Raw genomic sequence first — 17,436 nt, 5'->3', positions numbered from 1 at the left:
ATGGTTGTCGGACTCGTGGTCGTGGTGGTGCTGGTTCTCCTGGCATTCGTCATCCTCTTCCGCTCGGTCGCCCTCATCCCGCAGGCCGAGGCGGCGGTGATCGAACGACTCGGTCGGTACACCAAGACGGTGTCGGGTCAGCTCACGCTGCTGGTGCCGTTCGTGGACCGGATCCGCGCCCGGGTGGATCTGCGTGAACAGGTGGTGTCGTTCCCGCCGCAGCCGGTGATCACCGAGGACAACCTCACCCTGTCGATCGACACGGTCGTCTACTTCCAGGTGACCGTTCCCCAGTCGGCGGTCTACGAGATCAACAACTACATCATCGGCGTCGAGCAGCTCGCGACCACGACACTGCGCAACGTCGTCGGCGGCATGACACTCGAGGAGACGCTGACCTCACGCGACTCGATCAACGCGCAGCTGCGTGGGGTGCTCGACGAGGCGACCGGACGCTGGGGTCTGCGTGTGGCCCGCGTGGAACTCAAGAGCATCATGCCGCCGCCGTCGATCCAGGAGTCGATGGAGAAGCAGATGAAGGCCGATCGCGAGAAGCGCGCCATGATCCTCACCGCCGAGGGTCAGCGCGAGTCGTCGATCAAGACCGCCGAGGGCAACAAGCAGAGTCAGATCCTCTCGGCCGAGGGCGCCAAGCAGGCCGCCATCCTCGCCGCCGAGGCCGACCGCCAGTCACGGATCCTCAGCGCCCAGGGTGAGCGCGCCGCCCAGTATCTGTACGCCCAGGGTGAGGCGAAGTCGATCGAGAAGGTGTTCGCCGCGATCAAGGCGGGCAAGCCGACCCCGGAGCTGCTCGCCTACCAGTACCTGCAGAAGCTGCCGGAGATGGCGGCGGGCGAGGGCAACTCGGTGTGGGTCGTGCCGTCGGACTTCGGTTCCGCGCTGCAGGGATTCGCGAAGTCGTTCGGTGCGCAGGGCGACGACGGCGTGTTCCGCTACGAGTCGTCGGATTCCGACGAGCCGCCGGTGGTCGACGACTCCGACGTGGAGGACTGGTTCGATCTCGCGTCGGACCCGAAGGTCGCGCAGGCGGTCGCCGAGGCCGAGGCGGTGGCCCGCAAGCCGGTGGCCGAACCGCTCACGTCGCGCTCGCAGTCGAGTGCACCGGACACCGTGCTCGGGGGCCGCGATCGTGGGTACCCCGATGCCGGTCAGGACGAGATCGGCCCCGGGACCGGTTCATAGTCCGCACACCGAGCGTTCGGCCTGGACCAGCGCCACGGTCTGCAGCGGCGTCAGCCCGCGATCGACGACGACATGCAGTGTCGCCGACGCGACATCGGCACGACACGACGGGTCGTGGGGATCCCGATCGGCGATGCGCGCGGCGATGTCACTGGTCAGGGCGCTGATCCTGCCGCGGGTGGCCGTCAGGTCCGACGCGGCGCGCGGCGCGGTCGACGGCGCCGCTCGCCACCCGGCGAACAGTCCCCGTTGCACCGTCTTGCTCGCCTCGATCTGATCGCGCACCCCCGCGCGCACCCGATCGGCCGATGCCGGCGATGCGCCCGCCACCGCGCCGTCGATGACGGCGCGTTCGCGCACCGGGTCGTCGATCGGGCTGCGGGTCACCCATTTCGACCGCGCCACCGCGTCGGCGAGCAGCAGACGATCGACCACCGGCGCCACGATCGCACCGGCGCCGGATGCGGATGTCGTCGGGGCCGCCGACGCGACGCCCGTGGGGACCGCCACCGCGAGGATGGCCGCGGCGAGCGTCGGTGTCAGGATCGATCGTGTCCGAGAGCTCATGGCGGACAGGGTAATACGGCAGAGGCCTCGATCCGTCGTGGCGGGTGTCAGTACAGCGCGAGGTGCGCGGTGCCCGCGACGGCCAGCGCCCACAGGACCGATCCGAACGTGCCGATGATGAACTGTTCCCCGGCATGCGCGGCACGGATCTCCGGGTAACGCGCGAGACCCTTCACCGCCAGTACGACGGCGATGCCCTCGGGCCACCCCGCGAGGACGGCGGCGGCGACCGCCGTGCGTTCCAGGACCCCGATGAGACGCCCGCCGCGCAGCGGTGTCGTCACGGTCGCCGATGCGGGGTCGGTGCTGTCGGGATCCGTGGTGTCGGGGTCGCTGTCGCCGGGGGCGGGTCCACGGTCGTCCTCGGCCCGCACGATGTCGAACAGCAGGGGCACGAGGGCGACGGCGCCGGTCGCCGCCGCGGTCACGCCCAGGACGAGGACCAGGCCGCGCGCGACGCCGGTGACCGGGTCGGTCTCCGCGGCCGCGATCGCCGCCACGGCCACGCCGAGGACCCCGAGGCCCGCGGCGACACGGCGCGCGGTGGGGGATCGGAGGCCGAGGAGTGGAGGGATCGGGGCGAGGGCCGAGACCACGAGGGCAACGATGACGAGGGCGATCACGACGCACCACCCCGATCGGGATCGACGCGCTCGACCAGACGGATCGCGGTGCGCCGCCCGGCCGTCTCGGCCTGCCATCCGGCGACCGCGAGGCGTTGCGACACCGCCTGTTTGCTGACGGCGAGTGCGTCGGCGGCCTCGCTCTGCGATCGACCGGCCCGCATCTGTTCGACCGCCGCGCGGCCCTCCGGCGACCGACGTGCGACCAGGACCGCGAGAAGGCTGAGGACGGCCGCGGCGTCGGCGGCGGCGTCGGTGTCGGGTCCGCGGACACACACCGACCCCGGCGCGTGCTTGGCGAGGGTCACCGCGTCGCGCGCCGCCTCGAAGGCGGGCCCACGGCCGGCGCGGGTGACGGCGGGCAGCGGCTCCTCGACCGCGCCGGCACCGATCCCGATGCTCCAGGTGCCGAGTTCGGCGAGGACGAGGGTGATGTCGACGACGGTGGACGCCTCGGCGACGACGGCCTGCACCTCGTCGCCGGCGGTGCGGTCGAAGGCTCGGACAACAGGGGTGTCGGCGAACCGTGCCAGCAGGTCCGGGACCCGGTCGCGTTCGCGGCGGCTACGTCGCTGGTCGACGGTCATCACGAACATGCGTCAAGTCTGCGTAGTTGACCTGCGCATGTCAAGCGTCAAACCTTTACGAGCGGGGCGTCGCCGGACTTGAATCAATGCTCGAGGCTTGATTATCGTCGGACAAGCTTTTCGACTTGACGGACGCGGCCACCGGCAGCCGCGCGTCGAGGGCCATGCCCAGCAGCCCCAGGCAGACACCGGCCACCGACACCACCAGACCCCAGGGATTCGCGCCACCCCCGATCACGCTGCCCAGGATCACGATCGACACCGTCCCGGGCAGGATGCCGACCACCGTCGCGGCCACGTAGGGGAGCAGCCGCACCGCCGACAACCCGGCGCAGTAGTTGATGATCGAGAACGGCACGGGCGCGATCATCCGCAGCGACCCGACGGCCAACCACCCGCGGCGCTCCAGGCGTGTGTTGACCGCGGTCACGGCCGGGTGGGTGAGCCGCGCGGCGACCGTATCCCGTCCGAGCGCGCGGACCAGCAGGAACGCCCCGGTCGCGCTGGCGGTGCTCGCGACGACGGCCACGGCCAGTCCGAGCACCGGTCCGAACAGGACACCCGAGGCCAGGGTGAAGATCGTCCTCGGGATAGGTGCCACGCAGACCACCGCGTGGACGATGAGGAAGAGGATCACGAATCCGGGGCCGATCGACTGCGACCACTCCCGGAACTGGTCCACGTCGGGCAGACCGACGACGGTCGCGGTGATCGCGGCGGCCACGAAGACGACACCCACCGCACCGAGTCGCCACCAGCGACGAAAAGCTCCGACCACGGTGTTTCACCGTACCCGTCGACTCGTCACGACCACCCGACCGAGCGTTCACACGGGTGTGACCGCCGTCTCATCGACGGATGCGGTAGATACACAGGAGGCCCGCCTCACCACGCGCGACCGTCGACCGCGGCCGACGCCACCGCACGGTGACCGACCGCCGCTACGATCACACCCACCGGGGATCGACCGGGGACGAGGAGTTCCACACGTGGTTCAGAGCTCAGGAGATCAGGCGTCGTCGCCCGCCGACGCCCCCGACGCCGCCCGCGCCGCCTGGGAGCAGGCCGTCGCCGGGGTGCTCGCCAAGGCACGTCGCGTCGATCCGTCGGAGATCACCGCGCCCGCGTCGGCGCTGCTGGCCACCACCACCTACGACGACATCCTCGTCGACCCGCTCTACGACCCCGGCACGGAGACCTCCGAGCCGGCACTGCCCGGCCGGTTCCCGTTCGTCCGCGGCCGCGACGCCGACCGTGACGTCACGCGCGGCTGGCATGTCACCGCGGTCTACGGGGGCGCGGGAACCGATCCCGCCGAGGTCAACACGGCCATCCTCGACGGCCTGACCACCGGGGTCAGCGCGCTGTGGTGGAGCCCGAGCACCGACGACCCCGCCGCCGATCTGACCCGCGCGCTCGACGGGGTCCTCCTCGACCTCGCGCCCCTCACCGTGCGTGCCGGTCCCGACACCGCGGCGGTCGGTTCGGCGCTGTTCTCCCTGCTCGACGCGCGCCCCGCCGGCGCCGATCCGGCGACCACCCACATCTGCCTCGGGGCCGACCCGCTGACCGCGCGATTCGCCGGGAGCGACGCCGCATCCCTCCCCGACACCCTGTCGCTGGCGGCCGCCGCGGCCGCACGTACCGAGCCGATCCGGGCCATCTGCGTCGACGGCACGGTGTTCCACGACGCCGGCGCCTCGGAGGCACAGGAGATCGGTGCGGCGGTGGCGGCCGGGGTCGAGTACCTGCGGCTGGCCACCGAGAGCGGCATGACGGTCGCCGACGCCCTCGACCAGATCTCGTTCCGCCTCGCCGCCACCGATGCCCAGTTCGAGACGATCGCCAAGTTCCGTGCGGCACGCCGCGTGTGGGCACGCGTCGCGCAGGTCGCCGGGGCCCCCGACCACGGCGGCGCCCCCCAGCACGGCGTCACGTCGTCGGCGATGATGACCCAGCGCGACCCGTGGGTGAACCTCCTGCGCACGACACTCGGAGCGTTCGGCGCCGGCGTCGGAGGTGCCGATCAGGTGACGGTGTTGCCGTTCGACGCCGCCCTGCCGCCCGACGCGTTGGGGGTCTCGCGTACCTTCGCCGAACGCATGGCCCGCAACACCCAACTGCTGCTGCTCGAGGAATCGCACCTGGGTCGGGTGCTCGACCCGGCGGCGGGCTCGTGGTTCGTCGAGGACCTCACCGACCGCATGGCGCAGGCGGCCTGGGAGGTGTTGCAGCGCATCGACGCGGCCGGCGGGTACTCCGCGGCACTCGACTCCGGATCGCTCGCAGACGACGTGGCCGCGACCCGCGCGCGTCGCGACGACGACATCGCCCACCGACGCGTCGCCGTCACCGGCGTGACCGAGTTCCCGAACCTCGCCGAGAAACCCCTTCCGGCCGACCGTGTCGCGCCCACCGCGGCCCGCTACGGCGAGGCGTTCGAGCGGCTGCGCGACCGGTCCGACGCCCACCTCGCCGCCACCGGCGACCGGCCGTCGGTGTTCCTCGCCCCGCTGGGCACCGTGGCGGAGTACAACGCGCGCACCACGTTCGCCGCCAACCTGATGGCCGCGGGCGGTATCGCCGCGATCGACCCGGGACCCACCGACGATCTCACCGGGGCGGCACGGGCCGCCGGGTCAACGGTCGCCGTCGTCTGCGGCACCGACAAGCGCTACGCCACCGAGGCACTCGACGCGATCGCCTCGCTGCGGTCGGCCGGGGTGACCCGCGTCCTGCTGGCCGGGCCCCGGAAGGCCCTGGCCGACACCGCGGCCGCCGACGACGAGTCGCTCGGCCCGGACGGGTACCTGACCCTCGGGGTCGATGCGGTGGCCGTCCTCACCGACCTGCTCGACATGCTCACATCGCAGGGAGCCCCCGCATGACGACACAGCAGACCCGACCCGGTATCGGCAGCTTCGCCGAGATCCCTCTCGTCGACCCCGACGCAGCCGGTGCCGACGCCACCGAGGTCCGTCGCGACGACCTCGACGCCCTCGCCGAGTCCGGCGCCGCGGCCAACGGATACACCGCCGAGCAGGTGACGTGGTCGACCCCCGAGGGCATCGACGTGCGACCTGTCTACGGACGCACCGATCGCGACGAGGCCGTCGCCGAGGGTTTCCCGATCGACACCTACCCCGGCACCGCGCCGTTCCTCCGCGGGCCGTACCCGACGATGTACGTCAACCAGCCGTGGACGATCCGTCAGTACGCCGGGTTCTCCACCGCCGCGGAGTCCAACGCCTTCTACCGACGCAACCTAGCGGCGGGCCAGAAGGGCCTGTCGGTGGCCTTCGACCTCGCCACCCACCGCGGATACGACTCGGACCATCCCCGCGTCGAGGGCGACGTCGGCATGGCCGGGGTCGCGATCGACTCGATACTCGACATGCGTGAGCTGTTCGACGGGATCGACCTGGGGTCGGTGTCGGTCTCCATGACGATGAACGGGGCCGTGCTGCCGATCCTGGCGCTGTACGTCGCCGCGGCGCAGGAGCAGGGGGTGGCACCGGAGAAACTCGCCGGGACCATCCAGAACGACATCCTCAAAGAGTTCATGGTCCGCAACACCTACATCTATCCGCCGAAGCCGTCGATGCGGATCATCTCCGACATCTTCGCCTACACCAGCGAACGGATGCCGAAGTACAACTCGATCTCCATCTCGGGCTATCACATCCAGGAAGCCGGGGCCACAGCAGATCTCGAGCTGGCCTACACCCTCGCCGACGGTGTGGAGTACATCCGGGCCGGACTCGCCGCGGGCATGGACATCGACACCTTCGCCCCCCGTCTGTCGTTCTTCTGGGGCATCGGCATGAACTTCTTCATGGAGGTCGCCAAACTCCGTGCCGCACGGCTCATCTGGAGTGAGCTGGTGGCCCAGTTCGAGCCGAAGAACCCGAAATCGCGGTCGCTGCGGACACATTCGCAGACCTCGGGATGGTCTCTCACCGCGCAGGACCCGTTCAACAACGTCGCGCGTACGTGCATCGAGGCGATGGCGGCGACGCAGGGCCACACCCAGTCGCTGCACACCAACGCCCTCGACGAGGCGCTGGCACTGCCCACCGACTTCTCCGCCCGCATCGCCCGCAACACCCAGCTGCTGCTACAGCAGGAATCGGGCACCACCCGTCCCATCGACCCGTGGGGTGGGTCGTACTACCTCGAGTGGCTCACCCACCGACTCGCCGAACGGGCACGCGCGCACATCGCCGAGGTCGAAGAGGCCGGCGGCATGGCCCAGGCCATCGACGAGGGCATCCCGAAGCTTCGGATCGAGGAGGCCGCCGCCCGCACGCAGGCGCGGATCGACTCGGGGCGTCAACCCGTGATCGGCATCAACAAGTACGCCGTCGACTCCGATCAGGAGGTCGAGGTCCTCAAGGTCGAGAACAGCCGCGTGCGTGCCGAGCAGCTCGAGAAGCTGGCGTCGCTGCGCGCCACACGCGATTCCGACGCGGTCGCCGCGGCCCTGGCGGACCTCACCCGGGCCGCCGAGGCCACCGGCACGTCGACCGAGGGTGGTACCGGCGCCGACACGGGTGTCGAGAACAACCTGATGGCGCTGGCCATCGAGGCGGCGCGGCACATGGCGACGGTGGGCGAGATCTCCGAGGCGCTGGAGAAGGTCTACGGTCGGCACCAGGCGGAGATCAAGACCATCAGCGGGGTGTACCGACATGAGGCCGGGCAGGTGAGCAACATCGATGCCGCGATCGCCATCGTGGAGGAATTCGCCGAGGCCGAGGGCCGACGACCCCGCGTGCTCATCGCGAAGATGGGCCAGGACGGACACGACCGCGGCCAGAAGGTGATCGCCACCGCGTTCGCCGACCTCGGATTCGACGTCGACGTGGGTCCGCTGTTCCAGACGCCCGACGAGGTGGCCCGTCAGGCCGCCGACAACGACGTGCACGTCGTCGGGGTCAGCTCGCTGGCCGCGGGACACCTCACGTTGGTGCCCGCGCTGCGGTCGGCGCTCGCCGCGGTCGGCCGCGAGGACATCATGATCGTCGTCGGCGGCGTCATCCCACCCGGCGACTTCGACGAGCTGTACGCGGCCGGAGCCACGGCGATCTTCCCGCCCGGCACCGTGATCGCCGACAGCGCCGTGGAACTGGTCACCAAGCTCGCCGCACAGCTCGGTCACGCCCTGCCGAGTTCGGCGGCCGCCGGATGACCGACCGGAACGGCCCCCCGCCGCGCTGATGCCTCCCGCACCCATCGATCCCGCGACGCTCGCCGACGACATCCGGGCCGATCGCCGACCCCAGCTCGCCCGGGCGATCACGCTGGTGGAGTCGACGCGCGCCGACCACCGCGCGCTCGCCCAGGAACTGCTCCTGGAGCTGACGCCCGATGCGGGGCGCTCCTATCGCGTCGGGATCACCGGCGTCCCCGGCGTGGGCAAGTCGACCACGATCGAGGCGCTCGGCATGTACCTCATCGAGCAGGGTCACAAGGTCGCCGTGCTCGCCGTCGACCCGTCGTCGACCCGTACCGGTGGCTCCATCCTGGGCGACAAGACGCGGATGGGGCGCCTGTCGGTGCACCCACAGGCCTACATCCGGCCGTCGCCGACCTCGGGCACGCTCGGCGGCGTCGCCAAGGCCACCCGGGAGACGATCGTGCTGCTCGAGGCGGCGGGATTCGACGTCGTCCTCGTCGAGACCGTCGGGGTCGGCCAGTCGGAGGTGACGGTCGCGAACATGGTCGACAGCTTCTGCTTCCTGACCCTCGCTCGTACCGGGGACTCGTTGCAGGGCATCAAGAAGGGCGTCCTCGAGCTCGCCGACGTCGTGGTGGTCAACAAGGCCGACGGCAAACACGAGCGCGAGGCGCGTTCGGCGGCGAAGGAACTCGGCGGCGCACTGCGACTGCTCTATCCCCACGACGCTCTGTGGCTCCCCCCGGTGCTGACCATGAGCGCCCTGGAGAACACCGGTGTACGGGAGTTCTGGGACACCGTCTGCCGTCACCGCGAGGTGTTGGCGGCGGCGGGCCGTTTCGAGTCCCGACGGGCCCAGCAGCAGGTCGACTGGATGTGGGCGATGGTCACCGACGCCTTGATGCACCGCCTCGGTACCGATCCCACGGTGCGGGCCACCCGTGCTCGTGTCGAGGCGCAGGTGCGCGACGGGTCGTTGACCCCGGCGTTGGCCGCACTCGAGATCGTGACCGCGTTCGACGACCGCGGCTGACCTCCGGGCACCCGCAGCACGTTTCGGCGAGATTACAGCTGTGAGCATCGCGCTCCACGGCGTTGTTCTGGGCGCAACCACCCCGCAATTGCCCACCCGTGTACTGGATTCGAGCACGAGACCGGCTCGAAACCACGACGAGGGACCATCATGACGACCATCGCAGGGGTGTCCGCGAACTTCACGCGCGACCTGGACCAGAACTACGCGCTCATCGAGACGATGGTCGCCCAGGCGCGGGAGCGGGGTGTCGACTTCCTCGTGTTCCCCGAGGCCGCGATCGGCGGCTACCTGTCGTCGCTGGGCAACCACGGCGACACGGTGAAGACCACCGCGCGGTCGCTGCCGCCGGCCATCACCCTCGACGGCCCGGAGATCCGTCGGGTCCGGCAGATCGTCGGCGACATGGTCGTCGCCATCGGGTTCTGTGAGCTCGGGACCGCACCCGACGGCAGCGAGATCCGCTACAACGCGGCCGCCGTGCTCGACGGCACACAGGTCTACGGCAGCTACCGCAAGGTGCACCAGCCGCTGGGGGAGAACATGTCGTACTCCGCCGGCGACGGGTACGGCGTCTTCGACACCCCGGTCGGGCGGGTGGGACTCCAGATCTGTTACGACAAGGCCTTTCCCGAGGCCGCACGGACCATGGCGCTCGACGGCGCGGAGATCATCGCGAGCCTGTCGGCCTGGCCGGCCGCCCGCACCGCGACCGCCGAGAACCTGCAGGACGACCGCTGGACCCACCGGTTCAACCTCTTCGACCAGGCCCGCGCACTCGACAACCAGGTGTTCTGGATCGCCTCGAACCAGTCCGGGACCTTCGGTTCCCTGCGCTACGTCGGCAACGCGAAGGTCGTCGACCCGGGCGGCAACATCCTCGCCACCACGCTGCTCGGCAGTGGCATGGCCGTCGCCGAGGTCGACATCGAGGAGACCTTCCGCGCGATGCGCGGTGGGATGTTCCACCTGCGCGACCGTCGCCCCGACGTCTACGGCGCGCTCACCGACACCGATCACACCGCGGCCTGGAAGGGACTGACCCATGCCTGAGATGACCTTCGACGTCCGGTGGCCCGACGGCAGCGTCGACCGCTGTTACTCACCGAGCCTGGTGATGCACGACCATCTGACCGACGGTGCGAGCTACACCGTCGACGACTTCGTGACCCGCTCGGTGTCGGCGCTCGACGAGGCGGCGCAACGGGTGCGGGCCAAGTACGGTTTCGCCTGCACCTCGGCGATGGCGACCAGCGAACAGATCGTCTCCCGCTCTGCACATTTCGCCGGCGACGCCGTGGTGACGGTCGCACAGATGCACCCCGCCCTCGACACCCAGGGGGCGTCGTGACGACCGCCGCACGCCTCGAGCGCGATCCGCAGCAGCCACCCGAACGGACACCGGTCGCGATCATCGGCGGTGGGCAGGCAGGGCTGTCGGTCAGTTGGCATCTCGCCGACCGCGGCATCGACCACGTCGTCATCGAGGCGCAGACGCCGATGCACCAGTGGGCCGACACCCGATGGGACAACTTCACCCTGGTCACCCCGAACTGGCACTGCCGGTTGCCTGGATACGCCTACGACGGCGTCGACCCGGACGGCTTCATGACCCGCGACGAAGTCGTCGACTGGCTCGCCGGCTGGCTCGAGACCTTCTCACCGCCGGTGATCACCCACACCCGCGTGACGCGCCTGGCCCACGGATCCGACGGGGGATTCGAGCTGACGCTGGAGTCCGACGGCGAGACCACCACGATGTCGTGTGACGAGGTGGTCATCGCGACCGGCGGGTACCCCATCCCTGTGGTGCCGCCGTTCGCGGGTTCGCTGGATCCCGCTGTGCACCAGATGCATTCCGAGGAGTACCGCAACGCCGACGACCTGCCGCCCGGCGCGGTCCTCGTCGTCGGGTCGGGGCAGTCGGGTGCGCAGATCGCCGAGGACCTCCATCTCGAGGGCCGCGCGGTCCACCTCGCGATCGGGAACGCGCCCCGGGTCGCGCGGTTCTATCGCGGCCGTGACGCCATGACCTGGTTGGCCGACATGGGTCTCTACGACGTCCCGGCCCGGCAGTACCCCGGTGGCGCCGCGGCACGGGAGAAGACCAACCACTACGTCACCGGGCGCGACGGCGGGCGCGACGTCGACCTGCGCGCGTTCGCGCTCGAGGGGATGGGCCTCTACGGGACCCTCGTCGACGGTCAGGGCACCACGCTGCGATTCGCACCCACCCTCACCGCGTCGCTCGACGCCGCCGACGCCGTCTACAACTCCATCTGCCGCGACATCGACGCCCACATCGACCGAGCCGGGATCGACGCACCACCACCGTCGCGGTACACGCCGGTGTGGGAGCCCGACACCGATCCCACCGAACTCGACCTCGCCGCCGCCGGCGTCACCACGATCATCTGGGCCATCGGGTACCGACCCGATTACCGGTGGATCGAGGCCAGCGCCTTCGACGGGGGCGGTCGACCCATGCAGACCCGGGGGATCACCGCCGTCGACGGCCTCAGCTTCATCGGTCTGCCATGGATGCACACGTGGGGATCGGGTCGGTTCCTCGGCATCGACCGCGACGCCGGCCACGTCGCCGACGTCATCGCCGACCGCGCGGGCAACCGTGGAGGGTCACTGCGCCTGGCGGTCGGTCCGTGACCCGGCGCCACGCCAGGTGACCGAGAAGTCCATCGGTGGCCTGATCTCGGGGCGTGCCGCCGATCACCCCGGCCGGGTGCTGGTCACCGACCACCGCACGGGCGAGCAGCTCACGGCATCCGAACTCGACCGCCGCAGCAATCGCCTGTCGCGGGTGTTCGGCCGGCTCGGCGTCGGCACCGACGACCTCGTGACCGTCGCCCTGCCCACCTCGATCGAGTTCGTCGTGGCGTGCGCGGCCGTCTGGAAGTGCGGCGCGACGCCGCAGCCGCTGGCACCCGACCTGGGCACCGACGAGAGGGCGGTCGTGGAACGCGTCGCGCGGCCGGCGCTGGTCGTCGGCGCGCCACCGGTCGACGAGAGCCTTCCCTGCTGGCCGACCGGGGCCGTCGCACCGACCTCGGTGCCGACCGGACCGGTCGAGGATCGATGGGCCTCGAGCTGGAAGGCACCGACCTCCTCGGGGAGCACGGGGACCCCGAAGGTGGTGGCGGCGACGGCCCCCGCGCGTTTCGATCCCGATGCCGCCGCGCCCGCGTTCCTCCCGCGGTCCGCAGTCGCGCTGGTGACGGGACCGATGTGGCACTCGGCGACGTTCACCTACGCCTTCCGCGGGCTGATGACCGACCACAGCCTCGTCCTCGCCGACCCCCTCGACGTCGCGGCTCTGCCCGCCGTCGTCGCCGAGCACCGCGTGACGTGGATGATGCTCACCCCGCACCAGATCCACCGACTCGTGCGGTCCGACACCGCGCGGCGGTCGAGAGCCGACCTCGATTCCCTCGAGACCGTCCTGCATCTGGGCGCACCGTGTCCCGAGGCCGACAAACGCGCCCTCATCGACCTGGTGGGCGCGCGACGGGTGGTGGAGATCTACGCCGGCAGCGAGTCCAACGGCCTCACCATGATCGACGGCGTCGACTGGTTGCGTCACCCCGGAAGCGTCGGGAGGCCACTCGGCGACACCGAGCTGTGCATCCGGCGTGCCGACGGAAGCCGCGCCGAACCGGGCGAGATCGGCGAGATCTGGATGCGCCGATCGGGCGGGACGCGGTATCGCTACCTCGGCGCCGACTCCCACCGTGACGCCGCGGGGTGGGACACCCTCGGCGACATCGGCGTCGTCGACGACGACGGGTGGCTCCACATCGTCGACCGGCGCACACGGGTGGTCACGTGCGGGACCACCGACATCTATCCCACCCGACTCGAACAGGGCATCGTCGGACATCCCGCCGTCCGCGACGCCGTGGTCTACGGGGCCCGGGCCCGCAACGGCGACCCGCGGTTGTGTGCGGTCGTCGACATCGGTGACGCGCAGGTCGGCCGACACACGGTTGCGGCCTTCACCCGCGCTCACCTCGCCGCACACTGCGCCACCGGGACCATCACCGTGAGGCGCGCGCCGGTCCGCAACGCCGCGGGCAAGGTGCGCCGGTCGTCGCTGCCCGCGACGGTCGCAGCGGTTGCCGAAACCTGATCGCAACGCGGGATCGTTTGTGTAACAACGCGTTGTTCCATCCACAACCAGCCGGAAACGGCTCCCATGTGTACTCGACATCGAACCAGTCGGGACAACCGAAGAGATGACGCCGTGTCATCTCCCCACCTCCAGGAGGACCCATGTCCGAGATCGACGACCAGATCGCCGAGAACATCGCCAAGTCTCTCGCCGAGATCCCGCACCCCTCACTCCCCAAGGGATCGAACATCTACGGCTCGACGAAGCTGTTCCCCGACTACCAGGCCGAGGACGGCGAGACGTACTTCACCCTGGTACACGGCATCGCCCACGAATCGTCGGTCAGTTTCGTCGCGGTTCTGCAGGCCACCCGCGCGTTGCGCAAGGGCTTCGAGTCGGCGATCTACTTCTACGGTCCCGGCGCCATGAACTGTTCGGCGACACGCGGATTCCCGACCACGGGGGACTCCGGCTTCCCGGGTGAGCAGAACATCAACGGCTCGCTGGAGACGTTCATCGCCGAGGGCGGCACCGTCTACTGCTGTCGCTTCGGACTCGCGCTGCACGGCGGGCGTGAGGAGGACCTCATCGAGGGCGTCATCCCTGCCCACCCGCTCGACGTGCAGGACGCGCTCATCCACTACGCCCGCAAGGGCGCCATCATCAACTCGACGTACATGGTCTAGGAGACGGACATGTCGGTATCCACGCGCGTCGATCTCGCGCTGCTCGGCTTCCGGGGCAGTGCCCCGGTCACCCGGTCGCCCGGCGCCGGTCCCAGCGACGACGGACATCTCGTCATCGACGGGCTGCCCGCCGCGATCCCGCGCAACCCGTTGAGCCCGTTCGTCTTCGACGGGGACAGGGTGCTGCTCGACGGCGTGGACACCGGCCTGGACGTCGCCGCGGTCGACCGCCCACGGTTCTACGATCTGCAGACCGCCGACGGCATCGCCTACGAGAAGCTGGCGAGGCTGCACGGACGGGACGTGCTGGCGACCACGGTGGTGCAGACATGTATCCGCTACGACGAGGACCAGCGGTGTCGTTTCTGTTCGATCGAGGAGTCGCTGCGGTCGGGGGCCACCGTCGCGGTGAAGAAGCCGCACGAGTTGGCCGAGGTCGCCGAGGCAGCGGTCCGCCTCGACGGTGTACGGCAGATGGTGATGACCACCGGCACCTCGGCCGGGAGTGACCGTGGCGCCCGGCATCTCGCACGGTGTGTGCGTGCGGTACGTGCGGCGGTACCCGACCTCCCCATCCAGGTGCAGTGCGAACCGCCCGCCGATCTGGGCACCATCACCGAGCTGTACGAGGCCGGCGCCCGGTCGATCGGCATCCACGTCGAGTCCCTCGACGACGACGTCCGTCGACGATGGATGCCGGGCAAGGCCACCGTCGCACTCGCGGAGTACCGGGCGGCCTGGGCCGAGGCGGTCCGCGTCTTCGGGCGCAACCAGGTGTCGACCTACCTGATCGTCGGTCTCGGCGAGGACCCCGACGAGATGGTCGCCGGTGCGCGTGACCTGATCGACGCCGGCGTCTACCCGTTCGTCGTCCCGTTCCGTCCGCACCCGGGCACCCTCGCCGTCGACACCGACGGAGCGCACGCACCGGACGCGGCTGTCCTGGAGAAGGTCTCGCGCGGTGTGGCCGAACATCTGCGTTTGTCCGGGATGAGCGGTGCCGACCAGAACGCGGGGTGCGCCGCCTGTGGTGCGTGCAGCATCCTGCCGAACGTCGGCGGCTGAGATGCGCCCGCCGATCGCCGAGATGTCGATCCTGTCGGGGCAGCCGCGTGGCCTCGACACCACCCGGGTCGGGTATCTCATCACCCCCGCGACGACCCCCGCACACCACGACGCCTACCGCCGGTTGCGGCGGGCGACGTTCGTCGACGATCAGAAGGTGTTCCCCGGCAGCGACATCGACGACATCGACGACGACCCACGCACCCTCGTGCTCGTCGCGGTCACCCCCGAGGGGGGCGTGGTGGGAGGGGTGCGCATCGCGCCCCGGCACGGCTGGGGTCTCGGAGACGACGACATCGGGTGGTGGACCGGGAGCCGACTCGTCGTCGACCGGTCACGTCACGACACCGGGATCGGCCCGGCGCTGGTGCGCGCGGCATGCGCGCACGCCTCCGAGCGCGGCGTGCTGCGTTTCGACGCAACCGTCGCGCGACCGCACCGACGGATGTTCGCCCACCTCGGCTGGCAGGACGTCGGTGTGTGCGAGATCGGCGGCCGACCCCACGTCCGCATGCGCTGGGATCCGCGGCGCATCGCCCACGTCGCCGAGCGGACCAAATCGTTCCTCGCCGACGCCCTCGAACCGTTCCGACGACAATCGGGCGGATTGGGGCCGGCGGGCTTCACCGGCGACGACGGCGTCCCCGTACCCGGCAGCGACATCGTCGCCGCCTGCGACGCCATCCTGCCCTCCATGGTCGACCGCGACCCCGAATGGGCCGGGTGGTGTTCGGTGCTGGTCAACCTCAACGACCTCGCCGCGATGGGCGCCACGCCGACGGGTCTGCTCGACGCCGTCGGCGCGACCACACGCTCCCAACTGACCCGGATCGTGCGGGGCATGGCCGGCGCCGCCCGCGCCTGGGATGTGCCGGTGCTCGGTGGCCACACCCAGCTCGGCGTGCCCGCCTCGCTGGCCGTGACCGCTCTGGGCACCACATCGCGTCCGGTCCCGGCCGGCGGCGCGGGTGTCGGGGAACAGATCCGGCTCACCGTCGACGTCAGCGGCGGGTGGCGCCCCGGATACCACGGCGGACAGTGGGATTCGACGAGTACGCGCTCGACCGTCGACCTGCGCACGATGAACGCGATGGTGCGTGACCTCGCCCCGCACGCGGCGAAGGACGTCAGCATGGCCGGGATCGCGGGCACCACCGGGATGTTGGCCGAGGCGTGCGGGACCGGCGCCGAGATCGACGTCGCCGCCGTTCCCCGTCCCGGCGGTGTCGACATGGGAAGCTGGCTGACGTGCTTCCCCGGATTCGCGATGCTCACCGCCGACCCCGCGGGTTCCGCGGCGCCCGCGGGCCTGCCGCGCGATGTGGTGAGCACGGTGTGTGGCCGGTTGACCACGACTCCCGGTGTGCGCCTGCGCTGGCCGGACGGGGTGACGACGACCGCTGTGCGGGCGGGGGTCACCGGCCTGGGTCACGCGTGAGGGCGCAACGCCCGGGTGCACGCTGATGGCGCCGATCACCCTCGGCGCGGTGGCCGCACACTTCGGCCGCGATCTCGAACGCAGCGTCGCCAAGGTCATCGGGATCGTGGAATCCGCCCGTCGCGACGGCGTCGATCTCCTCGTGTTCCCCGACGCCAGCCTCGGCGGGTACATCGGCGATCTGCGCAGTCCCGACCTGACCGAACTGCCGCCGGTCCTCGCGACCGACGGCCCCGAGATCGCGGCGATCATCGCCGCGGCCGGTGCCATGACGGTGTGCGTCGGGTACGCCGAGGTCGCCGACGGGGGACTCGACGCCCCGCGCAGCGGATACAACTCGGCGGTGTGCGTGAGCGGAGACGGCGTCCTCGGCACCCACCGCAAGGTGCATCAACCCGCGGGGGAGTCCATCGCGTACACCGCGGGCGATCGGTTCGCCGCCTTCGACACCCCCGTCGGCCGGATGGGGATGCTCATCGACTACGACAAGACCTTCCCGGAGGCAGCCCGTGCCGTCGCCCTCGACGGTGCGCATGTCATCGCCGCGTTGTCGGCGTGGCCGGCGAGCGTCACCGATCGCGCATCGCGGCTGCCCGCCGACCGCCAGTCACGACTGTTCGACCTCTACGACGCCGCCCGCGCGGCGGAGAACCAGGTGGTGGTGGTGTCGTCGAACCAGACCGGCGTGATGGGGTCGTTGCGATTCCTCGGTCAGGCCAAGATCGTCGGTCCCGGTGGCGAGATCCTCGCCACGACCCGGTCGAAGGGCGGTATGGCCACGGTGACGATGGACGTCGAGGCCGAGATCAGCCGCGCGCGAAAGGTGTTGCACCATCTCGCGGAACGGCGACCCGACACCTATACCTCGTCGACACCGGCCGGCACCGACCCGGTCCCGGCGCCGCAGACGTTGCCCTCGGTCTAGGGAG

The 17,436-nt window shown here is 70.6% G+C and carries 16 protein-coding genes; 12 read left to right on the top strand and 4 right to left on the bottom strand.

All coding sequences use genetic code 11. The annotated features are described in order from the left end of the window. On the top strand, positions 1-1,203 hold the full coding sequence (locus ACQ7HM_RS18715) for an SPFH domain-containing protein (protein WP_434217752.1): 1,203 nt from the start codon (positions 1-3) through the stop codon (positions 1,201-1,203). Here the strand turns inward: ACQ7HM_RS18715 and aroQ are convergent. The 4 genes from aroQ to ACQ7HM_RS18695 are packed head-to-tail and all read right to left on the bottom strand — an operon-like array spanning position 1,198 to position 3,758. Further along, entirely contained in the window at positions 1,198-1,770 is a 573-nt protein-coding gene (gene aroQ, locus ACQ7HM_RS18710; RefSeq protein WP_434217751.1) for a gamma subclass chorismate mutase AroQ, read from the bottom strand. The genes ACQ7HM_RS18715 and aroQ overlap by 6 nt on opposite strands. Positions 1,771-1,817: 47 nt before the next feature. Then, positions 1,818-2,393 (bottom strand): hypothetical protein, encoded by a 576-nt coding sequence (locus ACQ7HM_RS18705; RefSeq protein ID WP_434217750.1) that lies wholly within the window; start codon positions 2,391-2,393, stop codon positions 1,818-1,820. Next, positions 2,390-2,989 carry a hypothetical protein gene (locus tag ACQ7HM_RS18700; protein ID WP_434217749.1) on the bottom strand — a complete coding sequence of 200 codons (600 nt, stop codon included), beginning with the start codon at positions 2,987-2,989 and terminating at the stop codon, positions 2,390-2,392. Before ACQ7HM_RS18700 ends, ACQ7HM_RS18705 begins: the two co-directional genes overlap by 4 nt. Positions 2,990-3,035: 46 nt before the next feature. Further along, complete coding sequence (locus ACQ7HM_RS18695) at positions 3,036-3,758, bottom strand: TVP38/TMEM64 family protein (RefSeq protein ID WP_434217748.1); 723 nt, start codon at positions 3,756-3,758, stop codon at positions 3,036-3,038. 211 nt (positions 3,759-3,969) lie between these two features. Here ACQ7HM_RS18695 and ACQ7HM_RS18690 point away from each other — a divergent pair, with 211 nt between their 5' ends. The 11 genes from ACQ7HM_RS18690 (at position 3,970) to ACQ7HM_RS18640 (ending at position 17,432) form a co-directional block, all read left to right on the top strand. Beyond that, the gene (locus tag ACQ7HM_RS18690; protein WP_434217747.1) at positions 3,970-5,868 is read left to right on the top strand and encodes a methylmalonyl-CoA mutase family protein; all 1,899 of its coding nucleotides are present in this window, start codon (positions 3,970-3,972) and stop codon (positions 5,866-5,868) included. Further along, on the top strand, positions 5,865-8,171 hold the full coding sequence (gene scpA / locus ACQ7HM_RS18685) for a methylmalonyl-CoA mutase (protein WP_434217746.1): 2,307 nt from the start codon (positions 5,865-5,867) through the stop codon (positions 8,169-8,171). Before ACQ7HM_RS18690 ends, scpA begins: the two co-directional genes overlap by 4 nt. Positions 8,172-8,199: 28 nt before the next feature. Beyond that, positions 8,200-9,192 carry a methylmalonyl Co-A mutase-associated GTPase MeaB gene (meaB, locus tag ACQ7HM_RS18680; RefSeq protein ID WP_434217745.1) on the top strand — a complete coding sequence of 331 codons (993 nt, stop codon included), beginning with the start codon at positions 8,200-8,202 and terminating at the stop codon, positions 9,190-9,192. Positions 9,193-9,342: 150 nt separating this feature from the next. Continuing rightward, a complete protein-coding gene (locus ACQ7HM_RS18675; protein WP_434217744.1) occupies positions 9,343-10,245 on the top strand; it encodes a carbon-nitrogen hydrolase family protein in 903 nt (300 codons plus the stop codon). Then, complete coding sequence (locus ACQ7HM_RS18670; RefSeq protein WP_434217743.1) at positions 10,238-10,543, top strand: MSMEG_0570 family nitrogen starvation response protein; 306 nt, start codon at positions 10,238-10,240, stop codon at positions 10,541-10,543. Before ACQ7HM_RS18675 ends, ACQ7HM_RS18670 begins: the two co-directional genes overlap by 8 nt. Continuing rightward, positions 10,540-11,856, top strand: coding sequence for an MSMEG_0569 family flavin-dependent oxidoreductase (locus ACQ7HM_RS18665; RefSeq protein ID WP_434217742.1), 1,317 nt, complete (start codon positions 10,540-10,542; stop codon positions 11,854-11,856). The genes ACQ7HM_RS18670 and ACQ7HM_RS18665 overlap by 4 nt, the downstream gene beginning before the upstream one ends. Positions 11,857-11,872: 16 nt before the next feature. Then, positions 11,873-13,336 (top strand): AMP-binding protein, encoded by a 1,464-nt coding sequence (locus ACQ7HM_RS18660; protein ID WP_434217741.1) that lies wholly within the window; start codon positions 11,873-11,875, stop codon positions 13,334-13,336. A gap of 143 nt (positions 13,337-13,479) precedes the next feature. Next, positions 13,480-14,004 carry an MSMEG_0572/Sll0783 family nitrogen starvation response protein gene (locus ACQ7HM_RS18655; protein ID WP_045822735.1) on the top strand — a complete coding sequence of 175 codons (525 nt, stop codon included), beginning with the start codon at positions 13,480-13,482 and terminating at the stop codon, positions 14,002-14,004. A 9-nt stretch (positions 14,005-14,013) separates the two neighbouring features. Next, on the top strand, positions 14,014-15,069 hold the full coding sequence (locus ACQ7HM_RS18650; RefSeq protein ID WP_434217740.1) for an MSMEG_0568 family radical SAM protein: 1,056 nt from the start codon (positions 14,014-14,016) through the stop codon (positions 15,067-15,069). 1 nt (position 15,070) lies between these two features. Then, on the top strand, positions 15,071-16,507 hold the full coding sequence (locus ACQ7HM_RS18645) for an MSMEG_0567/sll0787 family protein (RefSeq protein ID WP_434217739.1): 1,437 nt from the start codon (positions 15,071-15,073) through the stop codon (positions 16,505-16,507). Between the two features lie 25 nt (positions 16,508-16,532). Further along, complete coding sequence (locus ACQ7HM_RS18640; protein ID WP_434217738.1) at positions 16,533-17,432, top strand: carbon-nitrogen hydrolase family protein; 900 nt, start codon at positions 16,533-16,535, stop codon at positions 17,430-17,432. Positions 17,433-17,436 lie beyond the last annotated feature (4 nt).

The sequence above is a fragment of the Williamsia sp. MIQD14 genome (genome assembly GCF_051025635.1).
Classification (GTDB): Bacteria; Actinomycetota; Actinomycetes; order Mycobacteriales; family Mycobacteriaceae; genus Williamsia_A.
Note: the sequence above shows the minus strand (reverse complement) of the source record. Positions and strands in the feature narration are given on the sequence as shown.